23 protein-coding genes are annotated in these 22941 nt (G+C 68.0%); 16 read left to right on the top strand and 7 right to left on the bottom strand.

Annotated features, from left to right (window positions below):
- Positions 1–181 precede the first annotated feature (181 nt).
- Genes ACFCV3_RS09200 through arfB form a run of 3 tightly spaced genes read right to left on the bottom strand, consistent with a single transcriptional unit; the run spans position 182 to position 2049 of the window.
- A complete protein-coding gene (locus ACFCV3_RS09200) occupies positions 182–1090 on the bottom strand; it encodes an RDD family protein (protein ID WP_376027894.1) in 909 nt (302 codons plus the stop codon).
- 41 nt (positions 1091–1131) lie between these two features.
- Positions 1132–1560 carry a TlpA family protein disulfide reductase gene (locus tag ACFCV3_RS09195; RefSeq protein ID WP_376027892.1) on the bottom strand — a complete coding sequence of 143 codons (429 nt, stop codon included), beginning with the start codon at positions 1558–1560 and terminating at the stop codon, positions 1132–1134.
- A gap of 60 nt (positions 1561–1620) precedes the next feature.
- Positions 1621–2049: an alternative ribosome rescue aminoacyl-tRNA hydrolase ArfB gene (arfB, locus tag ACFCV3_RS09190; protein WP_376027890.1), complete on the bottom strand. Its 429-nt coding sequence runs from the start codon at positions 2047–2049 to the stop codon at positions 1621–1623.
- A 46-nt stretch (positions 2050–2095) separates the two neighbouring features.
- Here arfB and ACFCV3_RS09185 point away from each other — a divergent pair, with 46 nt between their 5' ends.
- The 3 genes from ACFCV3_RS09185 to ACFCV3_RS09175 are packed head-to-tail and all read left to right on the top strand — an operon-like array spanning position 2096 to position 3914.
- On the top strand, positions 2096–2737 hold the full coding sequence (locus tag ACFCV3_RS09185; protein WP_376027888.1) for a hypothetical protein: 642 nt from the start codon (positions 2096–2098) through the stop codon (positions 2735–2737).
- A complete protein-coding gene (locus tag ACFCV3_RS09180; protein ID WP_376027887.1) occupies positions 2734–3300 on the top strand; it encodes a hypothetical protein in 567 nt (188 codons plus the stop codon). Before ACFCV3_RS09185 ends, ACFCV3_RS09180 begins: the two co-directional genes overlap by 4 nt.
- Positions 3297–3914, top strand: coding sequence for a hypothetical protein (locus tag ACFCV3_RS09175; protein ID WP_376027884.1), 618 nt, complete (start codon positions 3297–3299; stop codon positions 3912–3914). Before ACFCV3_RS09180 ends, ACFCV3_RS09175 begins: the two co-directional genes overlap by 4 nt.
- Here ACFCV3_RS09175 and ACFCV3_RS09170 read toward each other — a convergent pair.
- Positions 3877–5247: a hypothetical protein gene (locus ACFCV3_RS09170; protein ID WP_376028721.1), complete on the bottom strand. Its 1371-nt coding sequence runs from the start codon at positions 5245–5247 to the stop codon at positions 3877–3879. The genes ACFCV3_RS09175 and ACFCV3_RS09170 overlap by 38 nt on opposite strands.
- Before the next feature lie 44 nt (positions 5248–5291).
- Positions 5292–6005, bottom strand: coding sequence for a winged helix-turn-helix domain-containing protein (locus tag ACFCV3_RS09165; protein WP_376027881.1), 714 nt, complete (start codon positions 6003–6005; stop codon positions 5292–5294).
- Positions 6006–6138: 133 nt separating this feature from the next.
- On the opposite strand from ACFCV3_RS09165, the gene ACFCV3_RS09160 reads away from it, so the two are divergent.
- Both ACFCV3_RS09160 and ACFCV3_RS09155 read left to right on the top strand, forming a co-directional pair.
- Positions 6139–6378, top strand: a complete 240-nt coding sequence (locus tag ACFCV3_RS09160) for a MoaD/ThiS family protein (RefSeq protein ID WP_376027880.1) — start codon at positions 6139–6141, stop codon at positions 6376–6378.
- Positions 6379–6522: 144 nt separating this feature from the next.
- Positions 6523–6828 carry a hypothetical protein gene (locus ACFCV3_RS09155; RefSeq protein ID WP_376027878.1) on the top strand — a complete coding sequence of 102 codons (306 nt, stop codon included), beginning with the start codon at positions 6523–6525 and terminating at the stop codon, positions 6826–6828.
- A gap of 39 nt (positions 6829–6867) precedes the next feature.
- Here ACFCV3_RS09155 and ACFCV3_RS09150 read toward each other — a convergent pair whose 3' ends face one another.
- Positions 6868–8625 (bottom strand): bifunctional metallophosphatase/5'-nucleotidase, encoded by a 1758-nt coding sequence (locus ACFCV3_RS09150; RefSeq protein WP_376027876.1) that lies wholly within the window; start codon positions 8623–8625, stop codon positions 6868–6870.
- A 146-nt stretch (positions 8626–8771) separates the two neighbouring features.
- Here ACFCV3_RS09150 and mshD point away from each other — a divergent pair, with 146 nt between their 5' ends.
- From mshD to ACFCV3_RS09135, 3 genes are all read left to right on the top strand, one after another.
- Positions 8772–9677, top strand: a complete 906-nt coding sequence (mshD, locus tag ACFCV3_RS09145; RefSeq protein ID WP_376027874.1) for a mycothiol synthase — start codon at positions 8772–8774, stop codon at positions 9675–9677.
- A 232-nt stretch (positions 9678–9909) separates the two neighbouring features.
- Positions 9910–10512: a DUF6318 family protein gene (locus tag ACFCV3_RS09140; protein ID WP_376027871.1), complete on the top strand. Its 603-nt coding sequence runs from the start codon at positions 9910–9912 to the stop codon at positions 10510–10512.
- Positions 10513–11003: 491 nt separating this feature from the next.
- Positions 11004–11426, top strand: a complete 423-nt coding sequence (locus ACFCV3_RS09135; protein ID WP_376027868.1) for a PKD domain-containing protein — start codon at positions 11004–11006, stop codon at positions 11424–11426.
- Here the strand turns inward: ACFCV3_RS09135 and ACFCV3_RS09130 are convergent.
- Positions 11423–12478: an alpha/beta hydrolase gene (locus tag ACFCV3_RS09130; RefSeq protein WP_376027866.1), complete on the bottom strand. Its 1056-nt coding sequence runs from the start codon at positions 12476–12478 to the stop codon at positions 11423–11425. The two genes, ACFCV3_RS09135 and ACFCV3_RS09130, sit on opposite strands and share 4 nt — an antisense overlap.
- A gap of 76 nt (positions 12479–12554) precedes the next feature.
- Here ACFCV3_RS09130 and ACFCV3_RS09125 point away from each other — a divergent pair, with 76 nt between their 5' ends.
- The 8 genes from ACFCV3_RS09125 to ACFCV3_RS09090 all read left to right on the top strand — a co-directional run bounded on the left by ACFCV3_RS09125 (position 12555) and on the right by ACFCV3_RS09090 (position 22939).
- Positions 12555–14714 carry an RNA degradosome polyphosphate kinase gene (locus tag ACFCV3_RS09125; protein WP_376027864.1) on the top strand — a complete coding sequence of 720 codons (2160 nt, stop codon included), beginning with the start codon at positions 12555–12557 and terminating at the stop codon, positions 14712–14714.
- 9 nt (positions 14715–14723) lie between these two features.
- Positions 14724–15602 carry an NUDIX domain-containing protein gene (locus ACFCV3_RS09120; protein ID WP_376027861.1) on the top strand — a complete coding sequence of 293 codons (879 nt, stop codon included), beginning with the start codon at positions 14724–14726 and terminating at the stop codon, positions 15600–15602.
- A 134-nt stretch (positions 15603–15736) separates the two neighbouring features.
- Entirely contained in the window at positions 15737–16201 is a 465-nt protein-coding gene (locus tag ACFCV3_RS09115; RefSeq protein WP_165952492.1) for a bifunctional nuclease family protein, read from the top strand.
- A gap of 119 nt (positions 16202–16320) precedes the next feature.
- The gene (locus ACFCV3_RS09110; RefSeq protein WP_376027858.1) at positions 16321–17598 is read left to right on the top strand and encodes a hypothetical protein; all 1278 of its coding nucleotides are present in this window, start codon (positions 16321–16323) and stop codon (positions 17596–17598) included.
- 49 nt (positions 17599–17647) lie between these two features.
- Positions 17648–18922: a hypothetical protein gene (locus ACFCV3_RS09105; RefSeq protein WP_376027856.1), complete on the top strand. Its 1275-nt coding sequence runs from the start codon at positions 17648–17650 to the stop codon at positions 18920–18922.
- 26 nt (positions 18923–18948) lie between these two features.
- Positions 18949–20217, top strand: a complete 1269-nt coding sequence (locus ACFCV3_RS09100) for a hypothetical protein (protein WP_376027855.1) — start codon at positions 18949–18951, stop codon at positions 20215–20217.
- Positions 20218–20292: 75 nt separating this feature from the next.
- A complete protein-coding gene (locus ACFCV3_RS09095) occupies positions 20293–21552 on the top strand; it encodes a hypothetical protein (protein WP_376027852.1) in 1260 nt (419 codons plus the stop codon).
- Positions 21553–21667: 115 nt separating this feature from the next.
- Positions 21668–22939, top strand: a complete 1272-nt coding sequence (locus ACFCV3_RS09090) for a hypothetical protein (protein ID WP_376027850.1) — start codon at positions 21668–21670, stop codon at positions 22937–22939.
- Positions 22940–22941 lie beyond the last annotated feature (2 nt).

Genomic DNA, 22941 nt, shown 5'->3' with positions numbered 1-22941 from the left:
AGCGCTCGGGACGCCGCCTGGTCAGCGGCCACGACACAGCGACGAGCGCATGCGGCAGTTGTCCACTGCGCGGCGCTTGGTCAGCAAGGTCGTGTACTCCACGCTCCGAGAGTACGGAACGTGGACCGGATGGTTCGCAGTTGTCCCATTAACCGAGACAACTGATCACAGTGTGGACGCCCTAGGTGCGGACGACGTTCGTGCCGGCGACCTTGTCCCAGAGTGCCTGCTTCTTGTCGTCCCAGAGCGGCCACAGGTAGTTCAGCAGGACCAGGATGCCGAGCAGCGAACCGAGAACCGGGACGGTGCCGAGCACGGTCAGCGCGAGGCCGACCCCGGCCCGCCTCGCGATCGCCGGCTTCGGAGCCGGGCCGGGCACATCACGCAGCCGTACGGCGATACCGGCGGCCGACTTGCCGATCGTGGCGCCCTTCTTGGTCAGCATCAGGTACTCGTAGCCGAACATCACCAGCCCGGTCAGGATGGCCGCCGGAATCGTCCAGGCCACCGCGGCCATCGACGAGTTGAGCATCTCCGAGAAGGTCGGCGGCGTCGTGCTCCGCATCTGCCGCTCGACGTTGTCCGTGTAGACGTCGAGGTACCGCACCCAGAAGTAGCCGGTCAGCGGCAGGCTGACGAAGAAGATCAGGATCGAGTCGATCACACGGGCCAGGACCCGGCGCCACCAACCGGACAGCGGCTGGCCGTCCGGAGTCGTGAAGCGGTTCTGGCCTGGGTAGCCGTAGCCCGGCTGCTGCTGCGGGTACGCCGGATAGCCCTGCTGCTGCGTCGGCTGGCCGTACTGGGCCGGCTGACCGTACTGGGCCGGCTGCGGCTGCACGGGGCCTGGCTGGCCGTAGACCGGCCGGTTCTGCGCAGGCTGCTGCGGCTGAGCGCCGCCGTACACCTGACCGTGCTGTGCGGTCTGGCCGCCGTACTGCTGCGGGCTCTGCGCGGGCTGCCCGTACTGGCCCTGGTACGGCGAGGGCTGCTCGCGCGGACGGCGCTCGTCCGTCCACGCAGTCCCGTCCCAGTAGCGCTGCTGTGTCGGGTGCTGAGGGTCGTCGTACCAACCGGCTGGGAAGTCCACTGGCACAGCATGCCGGTCAGGCGGGGTCGAGCGCCATCCCGTCAGCTCGGCTGGTGGTCGATCGCGGTGGCCAGAGCGGCGATCACATCCGGCTTGCGCGGGGCACCGCTGGCGCGTTTGACGACCGCTCCGGTGCTGTCGAGCACCAGCGTGGTCGGCGTCCGCAGGATGTCGAGCTTCCGGACCAGGTCCAGGTGCGACTCCGCATCCAGCTCGACGTGCCGGACACCGTCGACCATGCCCTCGACCTCGGCCAGCGTCCGCCGCGTCACCCGGCAGGGCGCGCAGAAGGCGGAGGAGAACTGCAGCAACGTGGCCCGCTCGCCCAGCTCGACACCTACGTCGGCCGCCGACACCCGCTCCACGTCACTCACCTTCTGCCGGAACCGGCCGTCGATCCAGGTTTTGAGCACACTGAGCAGCACTCCGGCGACGAGCGCGCCTGCCAGTACCCACAGTCCTAGGCTCACAACAAACCAGAGTACGTCGGTGGTTTTTGGCCTCCACCTGTCGTTTCACGCCTTGGACACTCAGTCGTCGGGGCGGGAGCGCAGGCGCTTGGTCTGGCCGCGGCGCTTCTTGTCGTCGAGCCGGCGCCGGACCGCGCCCTTGCTGGGCTTGGTCGCCCGTCGCGGCCGGGGCGGCGGTGCGATCGCCTCCCGCAGCAACGCCACCAGCCGGGTCCGCGCCGCCTCCCGGTTCCGCCACTGCGACTTGTACTCCGAGGCCGCGATCGTCAGCACACCGTCCACCAGGCGGGACTCCAGCCGCTCCAGCGCGCGAGTCTTCAGTACGCCGGACAGAGCCGTCGTACCGGCCAGGTCGAAGCTCAGCTCGACCCGGCTGTCGGTGGTGTTCACCGACTGCCCGCCCGGCCCGCTGGACCGGGAGAAGCGCCAGCTCAGCTCCCCCTCGGGCACCACCAGCCCCGGTCGCACGATCAGCCCCGTCTCCTCCACCCACCTATTACACCGTGTTGCCCCTGCCGCTCGTTACCCTTTTCCCGTGCAAACGGGGAGGCCGCAGCAAGGGCCGGCGGAAGAGCAGGAGCCTGAAGAGCTTCCGGAGCTGGCGAACCTGAAGGTCCGCGGGCGATCGGTCAAGACCTGGGTGATCGGCGCGAGCGCCGTCGTACTGGCGGTTTCGGCCGCGTTCGGCGGCCTGGACAAGGCTGCCGCGGAGACGCCGCCGCTAACCGCGGGGAAGGCGGTGGACGCCGGTCAGTTCGCGGTGACCGTCGACCGGGTCGTCACAGTCAAGCACCTGAAGCCGCTGTTCCAGCCCGAGCCCGGTGGCGCCCTGATCGCGATCGTGGCCAAGGTCAAGGTCACCGACGACCTCGGGACCAAGCCGCCGTCGGACCTGTTCCGGCTGATCGGCGTCCCGGGCATCAAGGACACCGAGGCACCGATGGGGACCACCACCATCGACGACGAGACGATGAACCCGGTGCTCACGCCGGACGTCGAGCAGCAGGTGGCCTTCGTCTGGAAGCTGCCGAAGCTCTCCGACCTGCCGACCGAGGTCAAGGTCAGCGTGCAGGGTTACAAGCACTACGACGAATCGCTGCTGGACCACCACGAGAAGTGGCTGCCCGACGAGCTGGCCGGCGCGGGCACGATCAAGGTGAAGGACAACACGAAGTGACCGGCCGCAAGCTCCTGAACGGCGCTCTGACGCTGGTCGTCCTGGTCGCGATCATCGGTCTCTACCGGCTGACGCCGACCCAGAAGGACATCCAGGACCCGACCCCGGTGAACGGCGCCGTCGGCCGCGCGGCCGATGCGGGCCGCTTCAAGCTGACCGTCGATGCGGTGCGGGTCGGCAAGACGTTGAAGATCCCGAGCAGCTCGCCGGACCGCAAGACCCAGACCAGCTTCGTCGTCGTGGACGCGACCGTCACCGCCACGCTGGAGCCGATCCATCTGAACTGGGTGCGGATCCGCAGCGCCGACGGGATCAGCTACCTCGGCGCCAACCGCAGCGGCCTGGACCGGGTCGACCTGACCAGCTTCCAGTTCGCGCCCGGGATCCCGGCGCGTGGCTCGTTCGTGGTCGAGATGCCGGCCGACAAGTTGCCTGGAGCAACCTTGCAGGTGATGGAGAAGTCGATCATGAACGACCTCGAGCCCCAGGTGAACGTGCCGCTCGACGTGAAGGCCCCCGAGGTCAGCCCGGTCGTCACCTTCACCCGCGTGAGCGCGTTGTGACCGGGGCACGCCGGGCCCGGCGTCGCAGCGGCTGGTTCAGCAAGAACGTCGCCGCCCTGACCTCGCTGGTCGTCACCGTCCCGCTCGCCGGGTGGTGGACGACGCGATCGGACTACAAGACCTGGTACGACGCCGAGCCGCGCGACGCGGTAGTCGTGGCCGATGGCGGAACGCCGTACCAGGGAGCCACTTGGTACGCCGCCAGTGTCGAGGAGAACCCGGAGCCCAAGCGGGCCGGGGCTGAGGATCCGCTGCCGGCGGAAACCGCCCGGATCCGCGTGTACTTCCGGCTTCAGGTCGACGACGTCAAGACACTCGACGAGCCGGGGCTCGGCGGTTGCCGACCGCACCTGCGCGCTCCGGACGGGCGGATCTGGGACGAGGACATCCTCGCCGACGACTACCAGGACCGGCCGAACAGCTGCACCGGCGGGTACGACGACAAGCCGCAGAGCTTTCGCGGTCCGAACGCTCAGCACTTCGTGAAGCCGGTCGCCGGCAAGCCCTACGAGATCGTGGCGGTCTTCGTCGTACCGAAGTCTGTCGCGGCCAGTGTGCAGCCGACGATCACGTGGGCTACGAAACTCCCTGAGTATCTGGCATTCCCGAGGTAGCGGCGGTCAGGTCGGCGACGCCGCCCTGCTCGCTGTCGTCCTGCTCGACGACGGGGCGCGTGCCGCGGTTCAGGTAGCCGGCCAGGCCGCCGATCATCCGGTCGTAGGCGGCCGCGAGGAGCGCCACCTGGAGCATGATCTTCAGCCCGTCGGTGAGCAGGTTGAGCGGCTCGTCGATCACCAGCCAGAACTGCAGCGTGTGCGGGCCGAGCACCCACAGCTTCAGCGCGATCCACACCCCGCTGGCGAGGAAGGTGACGACCGCCCAGGCGAGGAAGTAGCCCAGCATCGGGCGCAGGCCGGAGCGGAGCACCAGCCGGAACGCGTCCGCCACCGGCGTCCAGCGATCCTTCCAGTCCGCGACGACGGTGTTGCCGGCCGCCTGCACGAAGCGCGGCGTCTGCTGCCAGCGGTTCGTCAGCCGGTCGAAGCGCCAGCGCGGCTGCTGCTGCGCCTTGTGCACGGCCCGGCCGTAGATCACCGCGGTCATGGTGATCCACATCAGCGGGAGCACAGCAGCACTCCAGAGGTCACCGACGCCGGCGGCGATGAAGCCGGTGACGGTGTCCCAGATCTCGCGGAACTGATTGACGCCCAGCACATGGTCGAGGAGCCAGACGTAGCCGTCGTGTATCCACTGCCAGATCTGGCGCTCCTGCAGCCACTGCTTCGGTGACGGGACGTACGACGACGCCTGGTAGATGACCACGAAGATCCAGAGCGCCTCGAGATACGTGACGAACAGCTTGCGGACCGGGCCCTCGTCCTCCCGCTTCCACTTCTTGAACCCGAAGCGGAGCAGGTACGCCACGGCACCGAGGCCGATGAACAGCCAGGTCGACAGCGACTGCAGACCCTGCGACGGCTCAGGGACGGTCCCGCCGCCGAGCACCGTGGCTGCGGTCTCGTTCACCTTGTGAACGGCCAGTTGGTACTCGTAGTCAAGCGCCTCGGCCTGCAAGAACTTGTACGCCGCGTAGAACGCCAGGAACGGCAGCAACGCCGCGGCCAGCGCATCGACCGGGCGGCTCTCCTTCCCCGGCTCGACACCGTCGGGAGCCAGCATGCCCTCGGCAACAGCTCGCCGGTGGAACGGCAGCTCACCGCGCAGGACGAGGAACATCGCGACGTACATGGCCAGCGAGACCACGACGATCAGCGCCAGGACGGCGAGACCGGCCGCCTCCGCGGCAGCACCGGCCTGGACAGCCACCCACTGCAGCCCGCGATGGGCGAGCTGGGCGATGAGAAACACCGCCAGCAACCTCGGCCACGCCTTACCGAACAAGACCCCCGCGCGGCCCACCGTGGTGAGCAACGACCCCGACTCCATCGCCACGCGCAGAATCTACCTGCCCATGGGGGCTTGGTGCTGATTCAGGCGGGTGCCTCGGCCGTTTCGCGCTGGCTGGCGGTCGGTGGGACCACGAAGCGGTAGCCGACGTTGCGGACAGTCCCGATCAGTTGCTCGTGCTCCGGGCCGAGCTTGGCCCGCAGCCGCCGTACATGGACGTCGACCGTCCGCGTACCGCCGAAGTAGTCGTAGCCCCAGACCTCCTGGAGGAGCTGCTCCCGGGTGAACACCCGCCCGGGGTGCTGCGCCAGGAACTTGAACAGCTCGAACTCCTTGTACGTCAGGTCGAGCGCCCGCCCGTTGAGCTTGGCGGTGTAGGACGCCTCGTCGATCACCACGTCGCCCGTGCGGATCAGGCTGGTGTCCGGGTCCTCGTTGCGGGTCGCGGCGAGCCGGCCGATCACCAGACGCAGCCGGGCCTCGATCTCCGCGGGACCCGCGGTGTCGAGCAGCACGTCGTCGGCACCCCAGTCCGCGTTCACTGCGGTCAGGCCGCCTTCGGTGACGACCAGAATCAGCGGTACGTCGATTCCCGTCGTACGGATCAGGCGGGAGACGCCGCGAACGGCGACCAGATCCCGCCGGGCGTCCAGCAGGACGGCATCCGCGTCGGGGGCATCCACCAGAGCGGCCACCTCGGCGGGCAGGATCCGGATCTGGTGCGGCAACAACGCGAGCGACGGCAGCACCTCGGTAGAGGCCTGCAGTGCGTTCGTCAGCAGAAGCAACGTGCTCACGTTGTCCCCCTGTTCCTGTCGTAGTGCACGTCGAGCCCCAACGGCGTCATTGCCGGGGGCCCGAGACACTGGATAGCAACAGCAAGCTGACATAATAGCGGAAGACTTAACCGATTAGTGAGGTCGCCTCCAGATGCCGGAAGTCACCATCAGGTACTTCGCCGCCGCCCGCAGCGCCGCCGGCGAGTCCACCGCGACCGCTGAGGCCGCCTCGCTCGGCGATCTGATCAGCACGGTCTCGTCCGGCCGGCCAGAGCTCGCCCGGGTCCTCTCGCTCTGCACCTTCCTGCTCAACGGCGAGCGCGCGACACCCGCCACCCTGCTCCCCGCGGGCGCCCAGGTCGACGCCCTGCCACCCTTCGCCGGCGGCTGAGTTACGGCTGTGATCTAGACCGGTCGTGTAACGCCAGAAGTGTTGTGTGACTGGTGAGGCTGTTGTGCGGCTGGCCTTTTACGACTGTCAAGGATCCTGCTACCTTGCGTATTCCGTCGTTCCACGGAAGGTCACCGATCCTCGATGGCGCACGTTGCTCCGACCTCGCATCGCCGCGCGACCCGCGCTTCGCACCGCGGTCACCGGACCGCTGACGGACCGATCCGCCGGCCCACCTGGCTGGGCCTGACGTTGGCGATGATTCTCGGCCTGGTGCTCAGCGGCCGCGAGCACGTCGGCATCCACGCGGGCGGAGTCACCCTGCTGGTGATGCTGGTCCCGCTCACGCTGGCCGTCTTCGGTGCCGCCCTGCGGCGCGGCTTCGGCGGCCTCGCCGCGATCACCACCGCAGGCGCACTGACCTTGGTGGTGCTCAGGCTCCTGCCGTGAGTGCGCCGCACTGAGGCGACGCACTCATCGGAGTCAGGGTCAGGAACCGATCGAGATCCGGTCGGTCGGGCCCGGGGTGTACGGGTCGTGCGCGGTCAGGTACTTCGCGAAGGCATCGATGTCGAGCCCACCGAAGAACTTGTTCGTCGCCGACGCGAACGCCGGGAACCCGTCGCCACCATCGGACAGGAAGTTGTTCGTGACGATCCGGTACGACGTCGCCTCGACGAGCGGCTGCCCGGCGATCTTCACCGACCCCGGCACGATCTTCGAACCCGCCGCGGCGGCCGGGTTCCACGTGTAGGTGATACCGGCCACCTGGAGCACCTTGTACTTGCCGGCCTCCGGACCGTTCACCCCGGAGAACTGCTGCTCGAGCAGGGCCTTGATCTGCGTCCCGGTCATGTCCATCGAGACCAGGAAGTTGTTGAACGGCTGCACGGTGAAGGCCTGCCCGAAGGTGACCTCACCCGCGTTCGACGCCAGGTCGGCCCGGATCCCGCCCGGGTTCATGAACGCCGCCACCGGCACCTTCCCACCGGTCACCGTCGACGGGTCGGCCAGCTGCCCGTCCGCGATCAGGTTGCCGAGCGGGGATTCGAGCGAATCGTCCGGTGTCCGGGAGACCGACGTACCGGTGAGGTGACCGATCACCTTGTTCGAGATCGGAGCGACCAGCGTCTGGTACTTGCCGATCAGCTCGCTGGTCCGGCGGTCGGCCGGCACGTCGCGGGTGACGATCTGGTTGTTGGCCAGCGTGTTCAGCCGGTCGACGTCACCGGTGGCGTTGTTGATGCTCAGCCGCACCTCGGTGACGAGGCGGCCGAACGACGAACCGCTGGTGACGAGCCGCGGCTGACCGGCGCTGTCCGGCAGGCTGCAGTTGTAGCCCTGGTGGGTGTGGCCGGAGATGATCGTGTCGATCTCCGGGTCGAGACCCTTGTTGATGTCGACGATCGGGCCCGAGATCCCCGGGCAGCTGTTGTACGCCTTCGGGTCGGCCGGGAAGCCACCCTCGTGCAGCAGCAGGACGATCGACTTCACACCCTTCTTCTTCAGCTCCGGGACCAGCGCGTTCGCCGTCTCGATCTCGTCCTTGAAGGTCAGTCCCTCGACACCCGCCTTGGTGACGATGTTGGGCGTGTTCTCCAGGGTCATCCCGATGAAGCCGACCTTGCGGCCGTCGTCGAAGGTCTTGATGGTGTAGGGCTTGAACAGCGTCCGCTTCGTGTTCTCGAAGAACACGTTGGCCGCCAAGTACTTGAACTTGGCGCCCTCGAACGGGCGCTTCGGGTCCGGGCAGGAGTTCTGGTTGTTCTGCCCGTCGCCGTCCGGCAGACAGCCACCGGTCTGCATCCGGAGCAGCTCGTGCCAGCCCTCGTCGAACTCGTGGTTGCCGACCGAGGCAGCCTCCAGGCCCATCCCGTTCAGCGCCTCGACGGTCGGCTCGTCGTGGAACGCGGCCGACAGCAGCGGCGACGCCCCGATCAGGTCACCCGCGGCGACCGTCACCGAGTCCTGCCCCTTCGCCTCGGCCGCAGCGCGCATCTGCTTCAGGTGCGTGGCGAGGAAGGCCGCCCCACCGGCCGGAACGCCGTTGATGTTGCCGCTCGAGCCACTCGGCGCCTCCAGGTTGCCGTGGAAGTCGTTGATGGCGAGCAGCTGGATCTGCGTGTGCGTCGGCTTCAGTTTCGCCGGCGTTGCCTGGGTCACGGTTCCCCCCGTGGCCAAGCCGAGCACCGCGGCCGTGCCGACGGCGATCAGGCCCGCGGCCCGGCGTCGGTTCAGCCACTTCATGTCTCGTCCTGTCAAGGCCATGTCTACTCCGTCGTCGTAGCGATCACCGCACGGATTCGCCATGCGGTCCCGCGAAATTACCCGACGCGCGGCGACCCTTCCAAGGACTCGAGCATGAACTCGCCAGGACCTTTTACGGTATTCACGTGACTCTCGAAGCAGTTCCCTCACCGTTGCCCCCGGCCACCGCCGCCGCCGTCACGGAGCTCGCTCACACGGCCGCACACAGCGACGGCGTGAACCCGCTCGACGAACGCACCCTCCTGCACCTCGACGGCGAACACCCCGGCGACCTGCACGTCCTCGCCTACGACGGCGAACCCGGCACCCTCGAACCCACCGGCCTCCAGTCCGCCCGCAACCTGATCGGCTACGCCGCCCTCACCCCCGAAGGCTCCGCCGAACTCGTCGTCACCCCGGAATACCGCCGCCAAGGCACCGGTACGGCGCTCCTGCGCATCCTGCTCGACCACGCCGGCCCCCGCCTCGCCGTCTGGGCCCACGGCCGCCTCCCCGGCGCCGACGAACTCGCCGCCCGCCTCGGGCTCGAGGTATCCCGTGAGCTCTACTTCCTCCGCCGTACCCGCGCCGACCTCCTCGAGCCCACCTGGCCCGAAGGCATCACCGTCCGCCCCTTCGTCCCCGGCCAGGACGACACCGCCTGGCTCGAAGTCAACCGCCAAGCCTTCGCCACCCACCCCGAACAAGGCTCCTGGACCCAGTCCGACCTCACCGACCGCCTCAACCAGCCCTGGTTCGACCCCGAAGGCTTCTTCCTGGCCATCGATGCCGAAGGCAACCTGGCCGGCTACCACTGGACCAAGATCGAAGACGGCACCGGCGAGGTCTACGTAGTAGGCGTCTCCCCCACCCACCAAGGCGCCGGCCTAGGCAAAGCCCTAACCCTCCAAGGCCTCACCTACCTCCAAACCACCCGCAACCTCGACACCATCACCCTCTACGTAGACGGCACCAACACCCCCGCCCGCCACCTCTACAAAACCCTCGGCTTCACCACAGCCGCCCAACACGTCCAATACACCCCCAAATAGCTGCCCCGGGCCCCGATCCCCCTCCCGTGACCGACACCACACCGAACCCATCCCCTCACTCCGCGTCATAATCCCCCTCCCCACCCGTCCCACCCACAACCAGGAGCCGTCCGCGCCTCTAACCCCCCAGCCGGACGGCTCCTGGCCCCCACTTATCCACAGCCCCACCAACTGACCTCCCACCCCCACCGACTCCGTCTACCATCAGATTGACTACGGAGAGGTGACATCGGTGACACCCCGCAACTGGCTCCCAGCCGCCCTAACCTCCTGCGCAACCGCCCTAGCCCTAACCGCCTGCGCCCCCAACAGCCCCGAAGCCGGCCGCCCAAACACAGCGCCAACCTCGTCCTCGAGTCAGCCAACCGGCCCCGGAACAAACCCGCCCTCGCCCCCGGCCCTACCGACGACCCCTCCTACGCGCCTCCCGGCAGCCGCAGGCTCCAGCCTGGCCGCAGGCGAGGCATTCGTCGGCTTCTACGTCGGACTGATCAACTACGCCTATGAGACCGGGGACGCCGAGCCGCTGCTGGCCGAGAGCGACAAGGGCTGCCTCGGGTGCAAGGGGTTTGCGGAGTACGTCCGCAAGACCAACGCAAAGAACGGCGGGCTGACCGGTGACTACAAGGACCGCCTGACCAACGTGAAGGAAATCTTCCGAGGAACCGGTGGAAAGGTCGGCGGCTCTGCCGAGCTGAAGAGTGGAGTCTTTGAAGAACGAACCGCTCCGACCGCTGAGCCCGTCACACATGATCCGGGCACCGGGACGATGGAGTTCACCTTGTCACCGCGAGACGGTGACTGGGTCATGTTCGAGATGCAGATCAAGGAATGAACAGTCACCTGCCCCGTCGTGGCTTGTCGGCCACGATTTCAGCCATCCTGATCATCGGTGGATCCAGTGTGGCCAACGCTGCTGAGCGGGAAGCAGGGCAGGTGCGGTCGCTCAGCTCGGCGTCCGTGAAGGAGACGAAGCCACCGAAGCCGAAGGTCAAAGGAAAAGGGACTGCTTGGGGCTCAACGATCACCGGCACTCAGAATCGCCGGACGACGAAACGATTGACGCCTTCCGTCCCGCACTCTGCAGGCAAGCCACGGAAACCACCGAGAAAGCAGATCCCGAAGGCGCCGAGGGGCACCGATGGCGCTCGCCCGTCCTTTCGGCTGAACATCGGGATCTGTGGACGTCTGGGGCCTGACGGGACGGTTCCTGGGCCGACTCGTTGTCAGCCGACCGGGCCGGTTCGAGGCCGGCGGCCGGGGCGGCCGGCTTCGCCGCCTCGGGTTGTGCAGCCGCGGCCTGAGGATGTTACTTGGGAGCAGGTGGTGGCTGAGTCGAAGGACGTGATCTTTCCGAAGTTGCGGGTTTATGTGCAGCCGAGGGAGCGGACTCTGGTCAATCTGGAGACGATCGTTTACACGGATGACAAGGGTGTGACTACGGTGCCCGTTCGCGTGGCTGGGTTTGCGGTTGTGGTGACGGCGGTGCCTGTCAGCTATACGTGGCACTTTGGTGACGGGGCTAGTAGGACCACGGAGTCTGCGGGGAAGCCGTATCCCTCTCAAGAGATCACTCACAGATACATGAAGCGTGGTGATGTGCGCTTGTCGGTGACCGTCAACTATGACGCCAGGTTTGAGGTTGAAGACCTCGGTCCGCAGTTCATCGGCACTGTCCCGATCACCGGGCCCGCCACGCCGCTTCAGGTTCGGGAAGCCGTGCCGGTTCTTGTTGAGCCGCCTCGTTAGTGGAGGGCTGACCTTAGGTGGGTGGTCAGGGTGGTGATGGCTTCGGCGGTGGCGCCGGGGATGGTCTGGAGGTTGTAGTGGCCGTGGGGGAGGGTGGCGTGGTTGAGGTGGGTTACTTGTACGCCGGCGGCCGTCAGGGCTTCGGCGTACTCGGTGCCTTCGTCTCGGAGGGGGTCGAAGCCGGCGGTGGTGATGAGGGCTGGGGGGAGACCGGCTAGGGACTCCGCCAGTAGCGGGGAGACGACGGGGTCGGGGCGGAGGGCGGGGTCGGGGGTGTAGTGGTCTCGGTACCAGAGGATGTCTTCTTCGGTGAGGAGGAAGTTCTCGCCGAAGAGGTCTCGGCTGGGGCGGCGGCCGACCAGGTCCACGGCGGGGTAGAGGAGCACCTGGAGTGCTGGGCGTGGGAGGTCGCGGACCACGGACTGCTGGGCGACTACCGCGGCCAGGTTGCCGCCGGCGCTGTCGCCGCCGACGGCTATCAGGGCGGGGTCGACGGTCAGGTCTTCGGCGTGTTCGACGGCCCAGGTGAAGGCGGCCAGGGCGTCTTCGGCCGCGGTGGGCGCCGGAGCTTCGGGCGCGAGGCGGTAGTCGACGGAGAGGACGCGGATGCCGGCGTCGGCGGCGATGGTGCGGCAGAGCGAGTCGTGGGTGTCGAGGTCGCCGACGACCCAGCCGCCGCCATGGAAGAAGACGAGCAGCCCGCGGCCGGCGTCGCGAGGTACATACAGGCGAGCCCCGAGCTGGCCATCGGCTCCGCGGACGGTGAGGTCGGTCACACGCTGTAGCTCGCGGGGGTGACCGGCGATCAGCTTGCTCACGCTGCGCAGATGGGCGCGGGCCGTGGCGGCGTCCTTTTTCGTTGTGCCGGGCAACAATGACTCCACGCGCAGGAGCAGTTGCACTTCGGGGTCGAAGGTGTTGCCGTCGATCTGGATCGGGGCGCCGGCCAGGCGTCGGCGGACGGCGGTGGGCAGCGCGTAGAGCGGCGTCAGCGCGTTCGCTTGTACGGCGGACACGGTGCCGCGGAGCAGGGCGTCCAGTCGAGGGTTCACAAGGAGTGACGCTAGCAACAAATTCGGGCGGTCCGTCGACATGCCCTCGGCAACCTCATGTTCATCAAAGGATGGGATGCTGGTCAACGTGGCTGGAGACTTGCTGGCATCCCACAATCGGGAGTACGACGTAGAACCGCCGTACGACATCGCGGCCGCGGGAGATCTCCCGGCGGATCGCTTCTCCGATCGTGAGTTGAGCTGGCTGGCGTTCAACCAGCGAGTCCTGGAGCTCGCCGAGAACGACACGGTCCCGCTGCTGGAGCGGGCCAAGTTCCTGGCCATCTTCGCGAGCAACCTGGACGAGTTCTACATGGTCCGGGTGGCCGGTCTGAAGCGCCGGATCGCGGCCGGGGTCGCGGTGAAGGCGGCCAGCGGGCTGCTTCCCCGTGAGGTGCTCGACCGCAGCCTGACCCGCAGCCGCGAGCTGATGGACCGGCAGGCCGACACCTGGCGCAAGGTGGTTCAGCCGGCGTTGACCGAGCAGGGTATCGACATCCTGCGCTGGGTCGAGCTGGAGCAGAGTGAGCGCGAGGAGATGACCCGGTTCTTCCGGGACCGCGTCTTCCCGGTGCTGACGCCGCTCGCGGTCGACCCGTCACACCCGTTCCCCTACATCTCCGGCCTGAGCCTCAACCTGGCCGTCGTGGTCCGCAACCCCGACACCGGCGGTGAGCACTTCGCGCGAGTGAAGGTGCCGCCGCTGCTGCCGCGGTTCGTGCAGGTGGCGGAGGGCCGGTTCGTCCCGCTGGAGGACGTGATCGCGACCCACCTGGGCCAGCTGTTCCCGGGGATGGAGGTCACCCAGCACCACACCTTCCGGGTGACCCGCAACGAGGACCTCGAGGTCGAGGAGGACGACGCGGAGAACCTGCTGGTGGCGCTCGAGAAGGAGCTGCTGCGCCGCCGGTTCGGACCGCCGGTCCGGCTCGAGGTCGAGGAGTCGATCGATCCGCAGGTGCGGGCGCTGCTGCTGTCCGAGCTAGGTGTCAAAGAGGCCGAGGTGTTCGAGCTGCCCGGTCCGCTGGACCTGCGTGGCCTGTTCGCGATCGCCGGTCTGGACCGCGCCGAGCTGAAGTATCCGGCGTTCGTCCCGTCCACCCACCCGCACCTGGCCGAGGTGGAGACGTCCAACCCGGCGGACATGTTCTACGCGCTCAAGCAGCGCGACGTCCTGGTCCACCATCCGTACGACTCCTTCTCGACCAGCGTGCAGCGCTTCATCGAGCAGGCGGCCGCCGATCCGCACGTGCTGGCGATCAAGCAGACGCTGTACCGCACCTCCGGTGACTCCCCCATCGTCGACGCCCTGATCGATGCAGCCGAGGCCGGCAAGCAGGTGCTGGTGCTGGTGGAGATCCAGGCCCGGTTCGACGAGCAGGCGAACATCAAGTGGGCCCGGCAGCTCGAGCACGCCGGCTGCCACGTCGTGTACGGCGTGATCGGCCTGAAGACGCACTCCAAACTCTCGATGGTGGTTCGTGACGAGCCGGACGGTCTGCGCCGCTATGTCCACATCGGCACCGGCAACTACCACCCCAAGACCGCCCGGTTGTACGAGGACCTCGGTCTACTGACCAGCGACAGGGTGGTCACCGAGGATGTGGCCCACCTGTTCAACCACCTCTCCGGTTTCGCCCGCAACGCGGGCTACCGCCGGATCCTGGTGGCACCCCAGTCGGTACGGCGTGGTCTGCTCGACCGCATCGACCGCGAGATCCAGCACCAGCTGGCCGGTCGTCCGGCCCGCGTGCGGATCAAGGTCAACAGCCTGGTCGACGAGGCCCTGTGTGACGCGCTCTACCGAGCCTCGCAGGCCGGCGTACCGGTCGACCTGTGGATCCGCGGTATCTGCACTCTCCGACCGGGGATCGAGGGACTGTCCGAGAACATCCGGGTCCGCAGCATCCTGGGCCGGTTCCTCGAGCACAGCCGGGTGTTCTGGTTCGAGAACGGCGGCGAGCCCGAGGCCTGGATCGGATCGGCCGACCTGATGCACCGCAACCTGGACCGCCGGGTCGAGGTGCTCGTGCAGCTCAAGGAGACCGACCACATCGGCGAGGTCCGCGAGATGTTCGACATGGCTCTCGACGAGGGCACCCAGTCCTGGTGGCTGCAGCCGGACAACACCTGGGAAGCCAGACTGACCCGACCGGACGGTGAGCCACTCCGTGACCTGCAATCAAAACTGATCGCCACGCGTGGCCGCCGCAGAACTGCCGATCCGATTACCTAGGCTGAGGCTATGAGCAACCCGGCGACGGTTATCGCCGCGGGTGGTGTCGTCTGGCGTGAGCGCCGCGGCATCCGTGAGGTGCTGCTCGTGCACCGCCCCCGGTACGACGACTGGTCCCTCCCGAAGGGCAAGCTCACCCAGCGCGAGCACATCCTGCTGGCGGCTCGGCGCGAGATCGAGGAGGAGACCGGCGTACAGGTCGTTCTCGGTGCGCCGCTGGGTGTGCAGCGCTATCCGATCCGCAAGAACGGCGCGACGGCGCAGAAGCTGGTGCACTACTGGTCCGCCGTCCCCACCGGTGGCGTTGACTTCGAGCCGAACGACGAGGTCGACGAGATCGACTGGCTGCCGGTTGACGAGGCCCGGTCGCGGCTCAGCTACCCCCGCGACGTCGACATCCTGGACGTTCTGGCCCGCGTGGCGCCCGTCGCGGCGACGCTGGTCCTGGTGCGGCACGCGGAGGCGGTGAAACGCAAGGACTGGGACGGCAAGGACACGCTCCGCCCCCTCAACCCCACCGGTACGGCGGTCGCCGAGCGACTGAGCGACGTACTGGCTGCTCTCGGTGCGGACCGGTTGATCAGCAGCGACGCCGAGCGTTGCACCTCCACCCTGCTGCCGTACGCCAAGTCGATCGATCGGCACCTGCATCTCTGGCCGGAGATCTCCGAGCGTGGGTACGACGCTCATCCGCACGGCCTGCGTGGTTTGGCCGACCGGGCGTGGAAGGCGGACCGAGTGACCGTGGTCTGCTCGCACCGGCCGGTGCTCCCCGCGCTGCAACGCGAGCTCGGTCTCAAGGTCGGGAAGTTCTCCCCAGGCGCCTTCCTGGTCGCACACCGCCTGACCGACGGCCGCCTCGTGTACGAACGGTTCGGCGCACCGTAGAGACACGGCTCGGTGTCGATCCTGGCACAGCCGCAGGGGTGTCCGGGTGACACTGGAACCGACGGGTATGTTCCTACCGAGGAACCGGCGCCCCACCGGGTGCCGGTCTGAGGAGAGGTCGCACCATGACGATGATGCGAGAACTGACACTGATCGGGATCCGGATGGAATCGCCCAACCGGGCCCCGGTGATGATGCTGCGCGAGACCGAGGGTTACCGCTACCTGCCGATCTCGATCGGCTCGGTCGAAGCGACCGCGATCGCCTACGAGGAACAGGGCCTGCGCCCGTCCCGCCCGCTCACCCACGACCTGATGCGGGACCTGATCGAGGCCTGGGGCGTGCGGCTGGAAGCGGTCGAGATCGTCGAACTGCGGGACGCGGTCTTCTACGCAGAGTTACTGCTCGACAACGGTGCGCGGGTATCGGCGAGACCGAGCGACTCGGTGGCGCTCGCAGTCCGCCTGAACACCCCGATCCGCTGTACAGAAGAGGTTCTGCGCGAGGCCGGCGTGGCCACCCCCGAGGAGGAACAGGCCGAGCTGGAGCGGTTCCGCCAGTTCCTGGACGGCGTCGCGCCGGAGGATTTCTCCAGCTGAGTCGACCCTTTGCACGTGGATGCAATTGTTTTCCGGTCTGAACCGTTGACCTGTTATGGTCCGAGCCACGTACTGGCGGCAGGGGTGATCGCCAGGCGTTTCTCACCTGGGGTCTCTACATGCGCAGATTTGCTGCCACCACTGCGGCTGCGGCCGCCCTCCTGACCGCCGGCCTCGCCACGCCCGCCTGGGCGGCCGCTCCGGCTGCCCCGACCGACGTGACGGTCGCTTGGGGCGTCGACGGCAAGATCGAGCTGTCCTGGAAGGACAGCGGCGAGGCCAACGTCGTCTACCTGAAGTACCCGAACGACGCCACGCTCCTCGAGTTCGCCAAGGTGGCCGCCGCCGACGCCAACGCAATTCAGGTGCCGACGGGCATCTTCGCGCGCGCGGACCACGTGCAGCTGGTCGTCAAGTCGGCTGTGGCCGAGGAGCTCAGCGAGCCCGGCCTCTCGCCGGAGTTCGACACCTTCCTCCTGCCCGCCCCGGTGCTCCAGGACGCCAACCTGCTGCCGAACCTGTCGACCCAGCTCAAGTGGACGCAGGCCGCCATCGCGGACGGTACGCCGAACGACCCGCTGGACGACCCGCTCCGCGACGGGGTCGAGGTCACCGCCCTGCGGCCGAACGGCAGCACCGAGAGCATCGGGTTCATCCAGGCCCCGGCGACGACCTTCACGTTCGTACCCCAGCCGCGCCCGACCACGTTCACGCTGTACTCGCGCAACCCGTGGGGCCGGAACAAGGCCGTCAAGACCGTCAAGGTCGGCACGCTGGGCGCCGGGATCACGGTCCCCGCCTCGGCGGCGTACTCGAACCGGCTCGCCATCAAGAGCACCCTGGACCTGTTCACCAGCCCGGGCCGCGAGGAGCGCGCGAGCGGCATCCCGGTCGAGCTCCAGGCTCGCGCCAAGACCACCGACGCCTGGAAGACCTACGGCCGGTACGCCGGGAACACGACCGCCGCGTTCGACACCGGCATCGCTTCGCTGGGCAATCGCCAGTACCGGCTGTGGGTCCCGGCCCGGAAGGTTGTCAGCGGCAACGTCATCGTGCTGACCCCGGCGTCGTCGACCTCGGCGAAGTCCTCCAAGACCTTCGTCAACTACGCCGGCAGTGGCTTCAGCCCGTCGGCCGGACGGATCGGTACCCGCTGGACCTTCGCGGTCAAGATCCAGCCGGCCGTGACCGTGCAGGGCAAGCTGCAGTTCTGGGACGGCCGGGCCTGGTTCGACGCCGGACCGCTCCCGATCACCAAGGGGTCGTACGTCGAGCGCGGCGGCCCCGAGACCGAGCCGCTCAGCATCCGGCTCCGCGTCACCGTCCCCACGGTCGTCGTCAACGGTCTGACCGTCAACGCCACCACGAGTTCGGCGTACAACCTGACCATTCGCTGAAGACAACAACCAGTTGTCTTCTTCTGTCCCTATAAGAAGCGGGATTCACATGCGCAAGATTGCTCTCGCGGTGACAGCTGTCGCCGCCCTGTCCGCCGGTCTGCAGACCCCGGCCTTCGCCGCGGTTCCGGATGCACCGACCGATGTCAAGATCTCCTGGGCCGACAGCAACAACATCAAGCTGACCTGGGTCGACACCGACCTGGCCAACTCGGTCTTCTGGCAGTTCCCGGGCGGTAACGAACTCAAGTTCGCCGACGTCACCTCGACGGCTCCCAACGAGTTCCTGGTTCCGAAGAGCATCTTCTCGCGGAACGTGGACAAGATGAAGCTGATCGTCAAGTCCTCCAACGCCGACGGCGCGAGCGCTCCGGCTCCTTCGGCGGAGTTCGACACCTTCCTGCCGGCCGTACCGGCACTGAAGGACGCCAACCTGGTCGCGGTCTCGACTGCCTCCATCAGCTGGACCCTGGCCGCCGTTGCCGACCAGACGCCGGGTGACCCGCTGGACGTGGCCGGACCCGGTTCGGTCAAGGCCAACATCGACCTTCCCGGCACCGCGACCAACAGCCACACCTTCGCCGCCGGCCAGACCTCGGGTGTACTTCCGCCCGTCGCCCGGCCCGCAGCGATCCGGCTGAGCGCGGTCAACGAGTGGGGCGAGAGCGCACAGGACGCCAAGGTCCTGCGCGTCGGCAGCCTCGCCGCCGGAATCACCGTGCCTGCACGGGCCGTCTACGGCGCCCGGCTCGCCATCAAGAGCACCCTCGACCTGTTCACCAGCGAAGGCCGCGAGGAGCGTGCGAGCGGCATCAAGGTCGAGCTCCAGGCTCGCGCCAAGAGCACCGACGCCTGGAAGACCTACGGCCGGTACGCCGGTAACACCACGGCCGCGTTCGACACCGGCATCGCCTCCCTCGGCAACCGCCAGTACCGGCTCCTGGTCCCGGCCCGCAAGATCGTCGGCACCAACGTCATCGCGCTGACCCCGGCCACCTCCACCTCGGCCAAGTCCTCGACGACGCTGACCAAGTTCATCTCCGCGGGCTTCACGCCGGCCGTCGCCAACCGCGGCGCCAACGTGGACCTGTCCGCGCGGATCTCGCCCGCCTCGACGGTCAAGGCCCGCCTGCAGTTCTGGGACGGCCGCAGCTGGTTCGACGCCGGCCCCCTGCAGTTCAACAAGGGCTACGCCCTCCAGCACGGCAGCGCCGGCGACGAGCCCGGCTCGGCTCGCTTCCGCATCACCGTGCCCGCGGTCCTCGTCAACGGCCTGACCGTCAGCGCCACCACGAGCTCCGCCTTCACCCTCACCGTTCGCTGACACCCGTGCCCTCACCTGGGGATCCCATGCGTAAATTCGTCGTCATCGCGGCCAGTGCCGCCGTACTGTCGGCCGGGCTCCAAGCGCCGGCCTGGGCCGGAGCACAGGCCTCACCGACCAACGTCGAGATCGTCTGGACGCCCGACACCGATATCCGGTTGTCGTGGCAGGACCAGGGCGAGGGCAACACTGTCCAGGTCGAGTACGAGAACCCGCACCGGATCGAACTGGTCAGGTCGGTGACCGCTGCCGAAGGCAACGAGGTCATCCTCCCGGCCAAGTTCGATGCCGCGGATCGGGTGCGGCTGCTCGTCTCCACCAGTGACGGTCTCTCCGTGGCGACTCCGACCGCATGGTTCGACACCAGGCGTCCCCCGCCCCCGGGCCTGTACGACGCCCTGGAGACCAACAGGCAGGGCACCAACCTGTACTGGAAGGGCGAAGCCGGCCCCGACTCGACGCCGAACGATGCACTGGACAATCCGTATCCGTACGTCCCGGTTGTCCGGGCCGTCGTCGACCTTCCGGGCACCGCCACGGAGACCCATACCTTCAAGCCTGGGCAGACGTCGGCCGCACTGACTCGGATGGCACGTCCCGCAGCCATCCGGCTGATCGCCAGCAATGAGTGGGGTGAGACCCCCGACACCAAGATTGTGCGGCTCGGCACCATGGGGGCCGGCATCAGCGTCCCCGCATCGGCCGTTTACGGCAACCGGCTCGGTATCAAGAGCACCCTCGACCTGTTCACCAGCGAAGGCCGCGAGGAGCGGGCGAGCGGGATCAAGGTCGAGCTCCAGGCTCGCGCGAAGAGCACCGACGCCTGGAAGACCTACGGCCGGTACGCCGGTAACACGACCGCCGCGTTCGACACCGGCATCGCGTCGCTCGGCAACCGTGAGTACCGGCTGTGGGTCCCGGCGCGGAAGGTTGTCAGCGGCAACGTCATCGCGCTGACCTCGGCCACCTCCACGTCGGCCAGGTCCTCGAAGACCCTGATCAAGTTCGTGAGCAGGGGATTCACGCCGGCGGTCGCCCGGCGCGGCGCCAACGTGGACCTGTCCGCGCGGATCTCACCCGCCTCGACGGTCAAGGCCCGCCTGCAGTTCTGGGACGGCCGCAATTGGCTCGACGCCGGCCCCCTGCAGTTCAACAAGGGCTACGCCCTCCAGCACGGCAGCGCGGGCGACGAGCCCGGCACCGAGCGCTACCGCATCACCGTGCCCGCGGTCGTCGTCAACGGCCTGACCGTCAGCGCCACCACGAGCTCCGCCTTCACCCTCACCACTCGCTGACCCAGCTCCACAAGAAGCCCGCTCCGGCCATGAGCCGGAGCGGGTTTTCCGTGCCCAACCCCTGAGGAATCCTTCGTGCGTAAACTCGCCGCCGTCGCGGCGTCCGCCGCCGTACTGACCGCCGGCCTGCAGGCCCCTGCCTGGGCTGCCGATCCGGCCACCGACTTCGAGATCTCCTGGCTCGGCGCCAAGCTGCACCTGACCTGGAAGGACAACGGCGAGAAGAACATCGTGCTCGCCGAGTACGACGGCCAGTCGCAGCCGGTGCTCTTCACCGACGTCGCCGCAGGCGAGCCGAACGACATCCAGCGCTTCTCCACCCTGCAGGCGTCGGACAAGGTCCGGTTCGTCCTCCGCACGGTCGCCGCGGACGGATCGAGCGTGGACACACAGTCGCCTTGGTTCGACACCCGGGGCCCCGCCGCACCGGTTGTCCAGGACGCCAACCTGCTCACGAACCTGACCACCACGCTCACGTGGATCCAGAGCACCGTCGCGGACACGACCCCGGGCGACCCGCTGGACCTGCCGACCGGCGGTTCGGTCAAGGCCGTCGTCGACCTGCCCGGCACAGCCACGAAGAGCTACCCCTTCGCCGCCGGTACGACGTCCGCCACGATCCCCGCGCAGGCCCGCCCCGCGGCGATCAAGCTGATTGCGGTCAACGAGTGGGGTGAGACCGCCGGTCCCAAGACCATCCGCCTTGGCACGCTCGGCGCCGGGATCACGGTCCCCGCGTCGGCGGCGTACGGGAATCGGCTTGGTATCAAGAGCACCCTGGACCTGTTCACCAGCGAAGGCCGCGAGGAGCGTGCGAGCGGCATCAAGGTCGAGCTGCAGGCCCGTGCGAAGAGCACCGACGCCTGGAAGACCTACGGCCGGTACGCCGGTAACACGACCGCTGCGTTCGACACCGGGATCGCTGCCCTGGGCAACCGTCAGTACCGGCTGTTCGTCCCGGCACGGAAGGTTGCCAGCGGCAACGTCATCGCCCTGACCCCGGCCTCGTCCACCTCGGCCAAGTCCTCGGTGACGCTGACCAAGTTCGTCTCCGCCGGCTTCACACCGGCGACGGCCACGAGCGGCGCCGTCGTCAAGCTCACCGCGAAGATCCAGCCCGCGGTGACGGTCAAGGCCACCCTGCAGTACTGGGACGGCAAGCGGTGGTCCAACGCCAGCGCGGTCACGTTCACCAAGGGTTCGGCGCTCGAGAGCGGCCGCGCGGGCGGCCCGCCCGGAGTCTCCTCCTACCGCATCGCCGTGCCCCCGATCTCGATCAACGGCCTGTACCTGAACGCAACCCAGAGTGCCATCTTCAGAATCACCGTTCGCTGAGATTGCACGAAGCTGCAATTCATTGAGCTTGCCTGATCCCGCCGGTGCGTGCGCTACTTTTCCTGCACGCACTGGCGGCAGGGGTGATCGTCAGGCGCTCTCACCTGGGGATCACATGCGAAAGACTGTCCTGACTGCGGCCACTGCCGCCCTCCTGACCGCCGGCCTGCAGGCACCTGCCTGGGCCGCGGCCCCCGCCGCACCGACCGACCTCACTGTCGGCTGGGCCGCCGGCAAGGTCCAGCTGACCTGGAAAGACACCGGCGAGGCCAACCAGATCTTCGTCGAGTACGACGGCGGCTCGCCCGCCCTGATCGCCTCGGTGCCTGCTGACGGCGGCAACGAGTTCGCGCTGAGCAACCCGCTCACCGCCTCGGACAAGGTCCGGCTGATCGTCAAGTCCGTCGTCGGCGAAGAGGCCAGCGACGGTACGGCGACTCCGGCCTTCGACACCCGACGTCCCGCCGTACCGGCGTTGAAGGACGCGAATCTGACCGCATCCTCGACGGCTGCGATCAGCTGGACCCTGGCCGGCGTCGCCGACCAGACGCCAGGCGACCCGCTGGACATCGCCGGCCCCGGAGCTGTCAAGGCCACCATCGACCTCCCCGGCACCGCCACGCAGTCCGTGACGTTCCCTGCCGACGTGACGGCCGGCACCCTGCCGCCCGTAGCCCGCCCGGCGGCGATCAAGCTGAGCGCCGTCAACGAGTGGGGCACGAGCGCGCAGGACGCCAAGATCCTGCGGCTGGGCACGCTCGGCGCCGGGATCACCGTCCCCTCGAAGGCCCTCTACTCGGCACGCCTCGCCATCAAGAGCACCGTCGACCTCTTCACCAGCGAAGGCCGCGAAGAGCGCGCCAGCGACGTCAAGGTGGAACTACAGGCCCGCGCCAAGTCCACCGACGCCTGGAAGACCTGGGGCCGCTACACCGGCAACACCACCAGCGCCTTCGACACCGGCATCGCCTCCCTCGGCAACCGCCAGTACCGCCTCTGGCTCCCCGCCCGGAAGGTTGTCGTCGGCAACGTCATCGCCCTGACCCCGGCCGCCTCCACCTCGGCCAAGTCCTCCACCACACTGGTCAAGATCGTCAGCGGCGGCTTCAACCCGACGGTCGGCCGGCCCGGCGTCCGCTGGACCTTCTCGCTGAAGATCCTGCCCGCCGTGACCGCCAGGGGCACCTGGCAGTACTGGGACTGGGACACCAACACCTGGTACAACGACGGCAAGATCCAGCTCACCAAGGGTTCCTACTACTACCGCAGCGAACCCGACTTCGAGCTCGGCACCATCCGCCTCCGCGTCGTCGCGCCCACGGTCGTCGTCAACGGCCTGACCGTCAACGCCAACACCAGCCCCGCCTACAACCAGACCATCCGCTGACC

Source organism: Kribbella sp. NPDC056345 (assembly GCF_042262745.1).
Taxonomy (GTDB): Bacteria; Actinomycetota; Actinomycetes; order Propionibacteriales; family Kribbellaceae; genus Kribbella.
This window is presented reverse-complemented; position numbering and strand designations above follow the sequence as displayed.

What these genes read in the sequence shown, in the direction of transcription:
- ACFCV3_RS09090 (WP_376027850.1), top strand. Translation starts at nt 21,668, where the DNA reads ATGCGAAAGACTGTCCTGACTGCGGCCACTGCCGCCCTCCTGACCGCC.
- ACFCV3_RS09160 (WP_376027880.1), top strand. Translation starts at nt 6,139, where the DNA reads ATGCCGGAAGTCACCATCAGGTACTTCGCCGCCGCCCGCAGCGCCGCC.
- ACFCV3_RS09110 (WP_376027858.1), top strand. Translation starts at nt 16,321, where the DNA reads ATGCGCAGATTTGCTGCCACCACTGCGGCTGCGGCCGCCCTCCTGACC.
- ACFCV3_RS09155 (WP_376027878.1), top strand. Translation starts at nt 6,523, where the DNA reads ATGGCGCACGTTGCTCCGACCTCGCATCGCCGCGCGACCCGCGCTTCG.
- ACFCV3_RS09125 (WP_376027864.1), top strand. Translation starts at nt 12,555, where the DNA reads ATGCTGGTCAACGTGGCTGGAGACTTGCTGGCATCCCACAATCGGGAG.
- ACFCV3_RS09150 (WP_376027876.1), bottom strand. Translation starts at nt 8,625, where the DNA reads ATGAAGTGGCTGAACCGACGCCGGGCCGCGGGCCTGATCGCCGTCGGC.
- ACFCV3_RS09100 (WP_376027855.1), top strand. Translation starts at nt 18,949, where the DNA reads ATGCGTAAATTCGTCGTCATCGCGGCCAGTGCCGCCGTACTGTCGGCC.
- ACFCV3_RS09115 (WP_165952492.1), top strand. Translation starts at nt 15,737, where the DNA reads ATGCGAGAACTGACACTGATCGGGATCCGGATGGAATCGCCCAACCGG.
- ACFCV3_RS09105 (WP_376027856.1), top strand. Translation starts at nt 17,648, where the DNA reads ATGCGCAAGATTGCTCTCGCGGTGACAGCTGTCGCCGCCCTGTCCGCC.
- ACFCV3_RS09120 (WP_376027861.1), top strand. Translation starts at nt 14,724, where the DNA reads ATGAGCAACCCGGCGACGGTTATCGCCGCGGGTGGTGTCGTCTGGCGT.
- ACFCV3_RS09170 (WP_376028721.1), bottom strand. Translation starts at nt 5,247, where the DNA reads ATGGAGTCGGGGTCGTTGCTCACCACGGTGGGCCGCGCGGGGGTCTTG.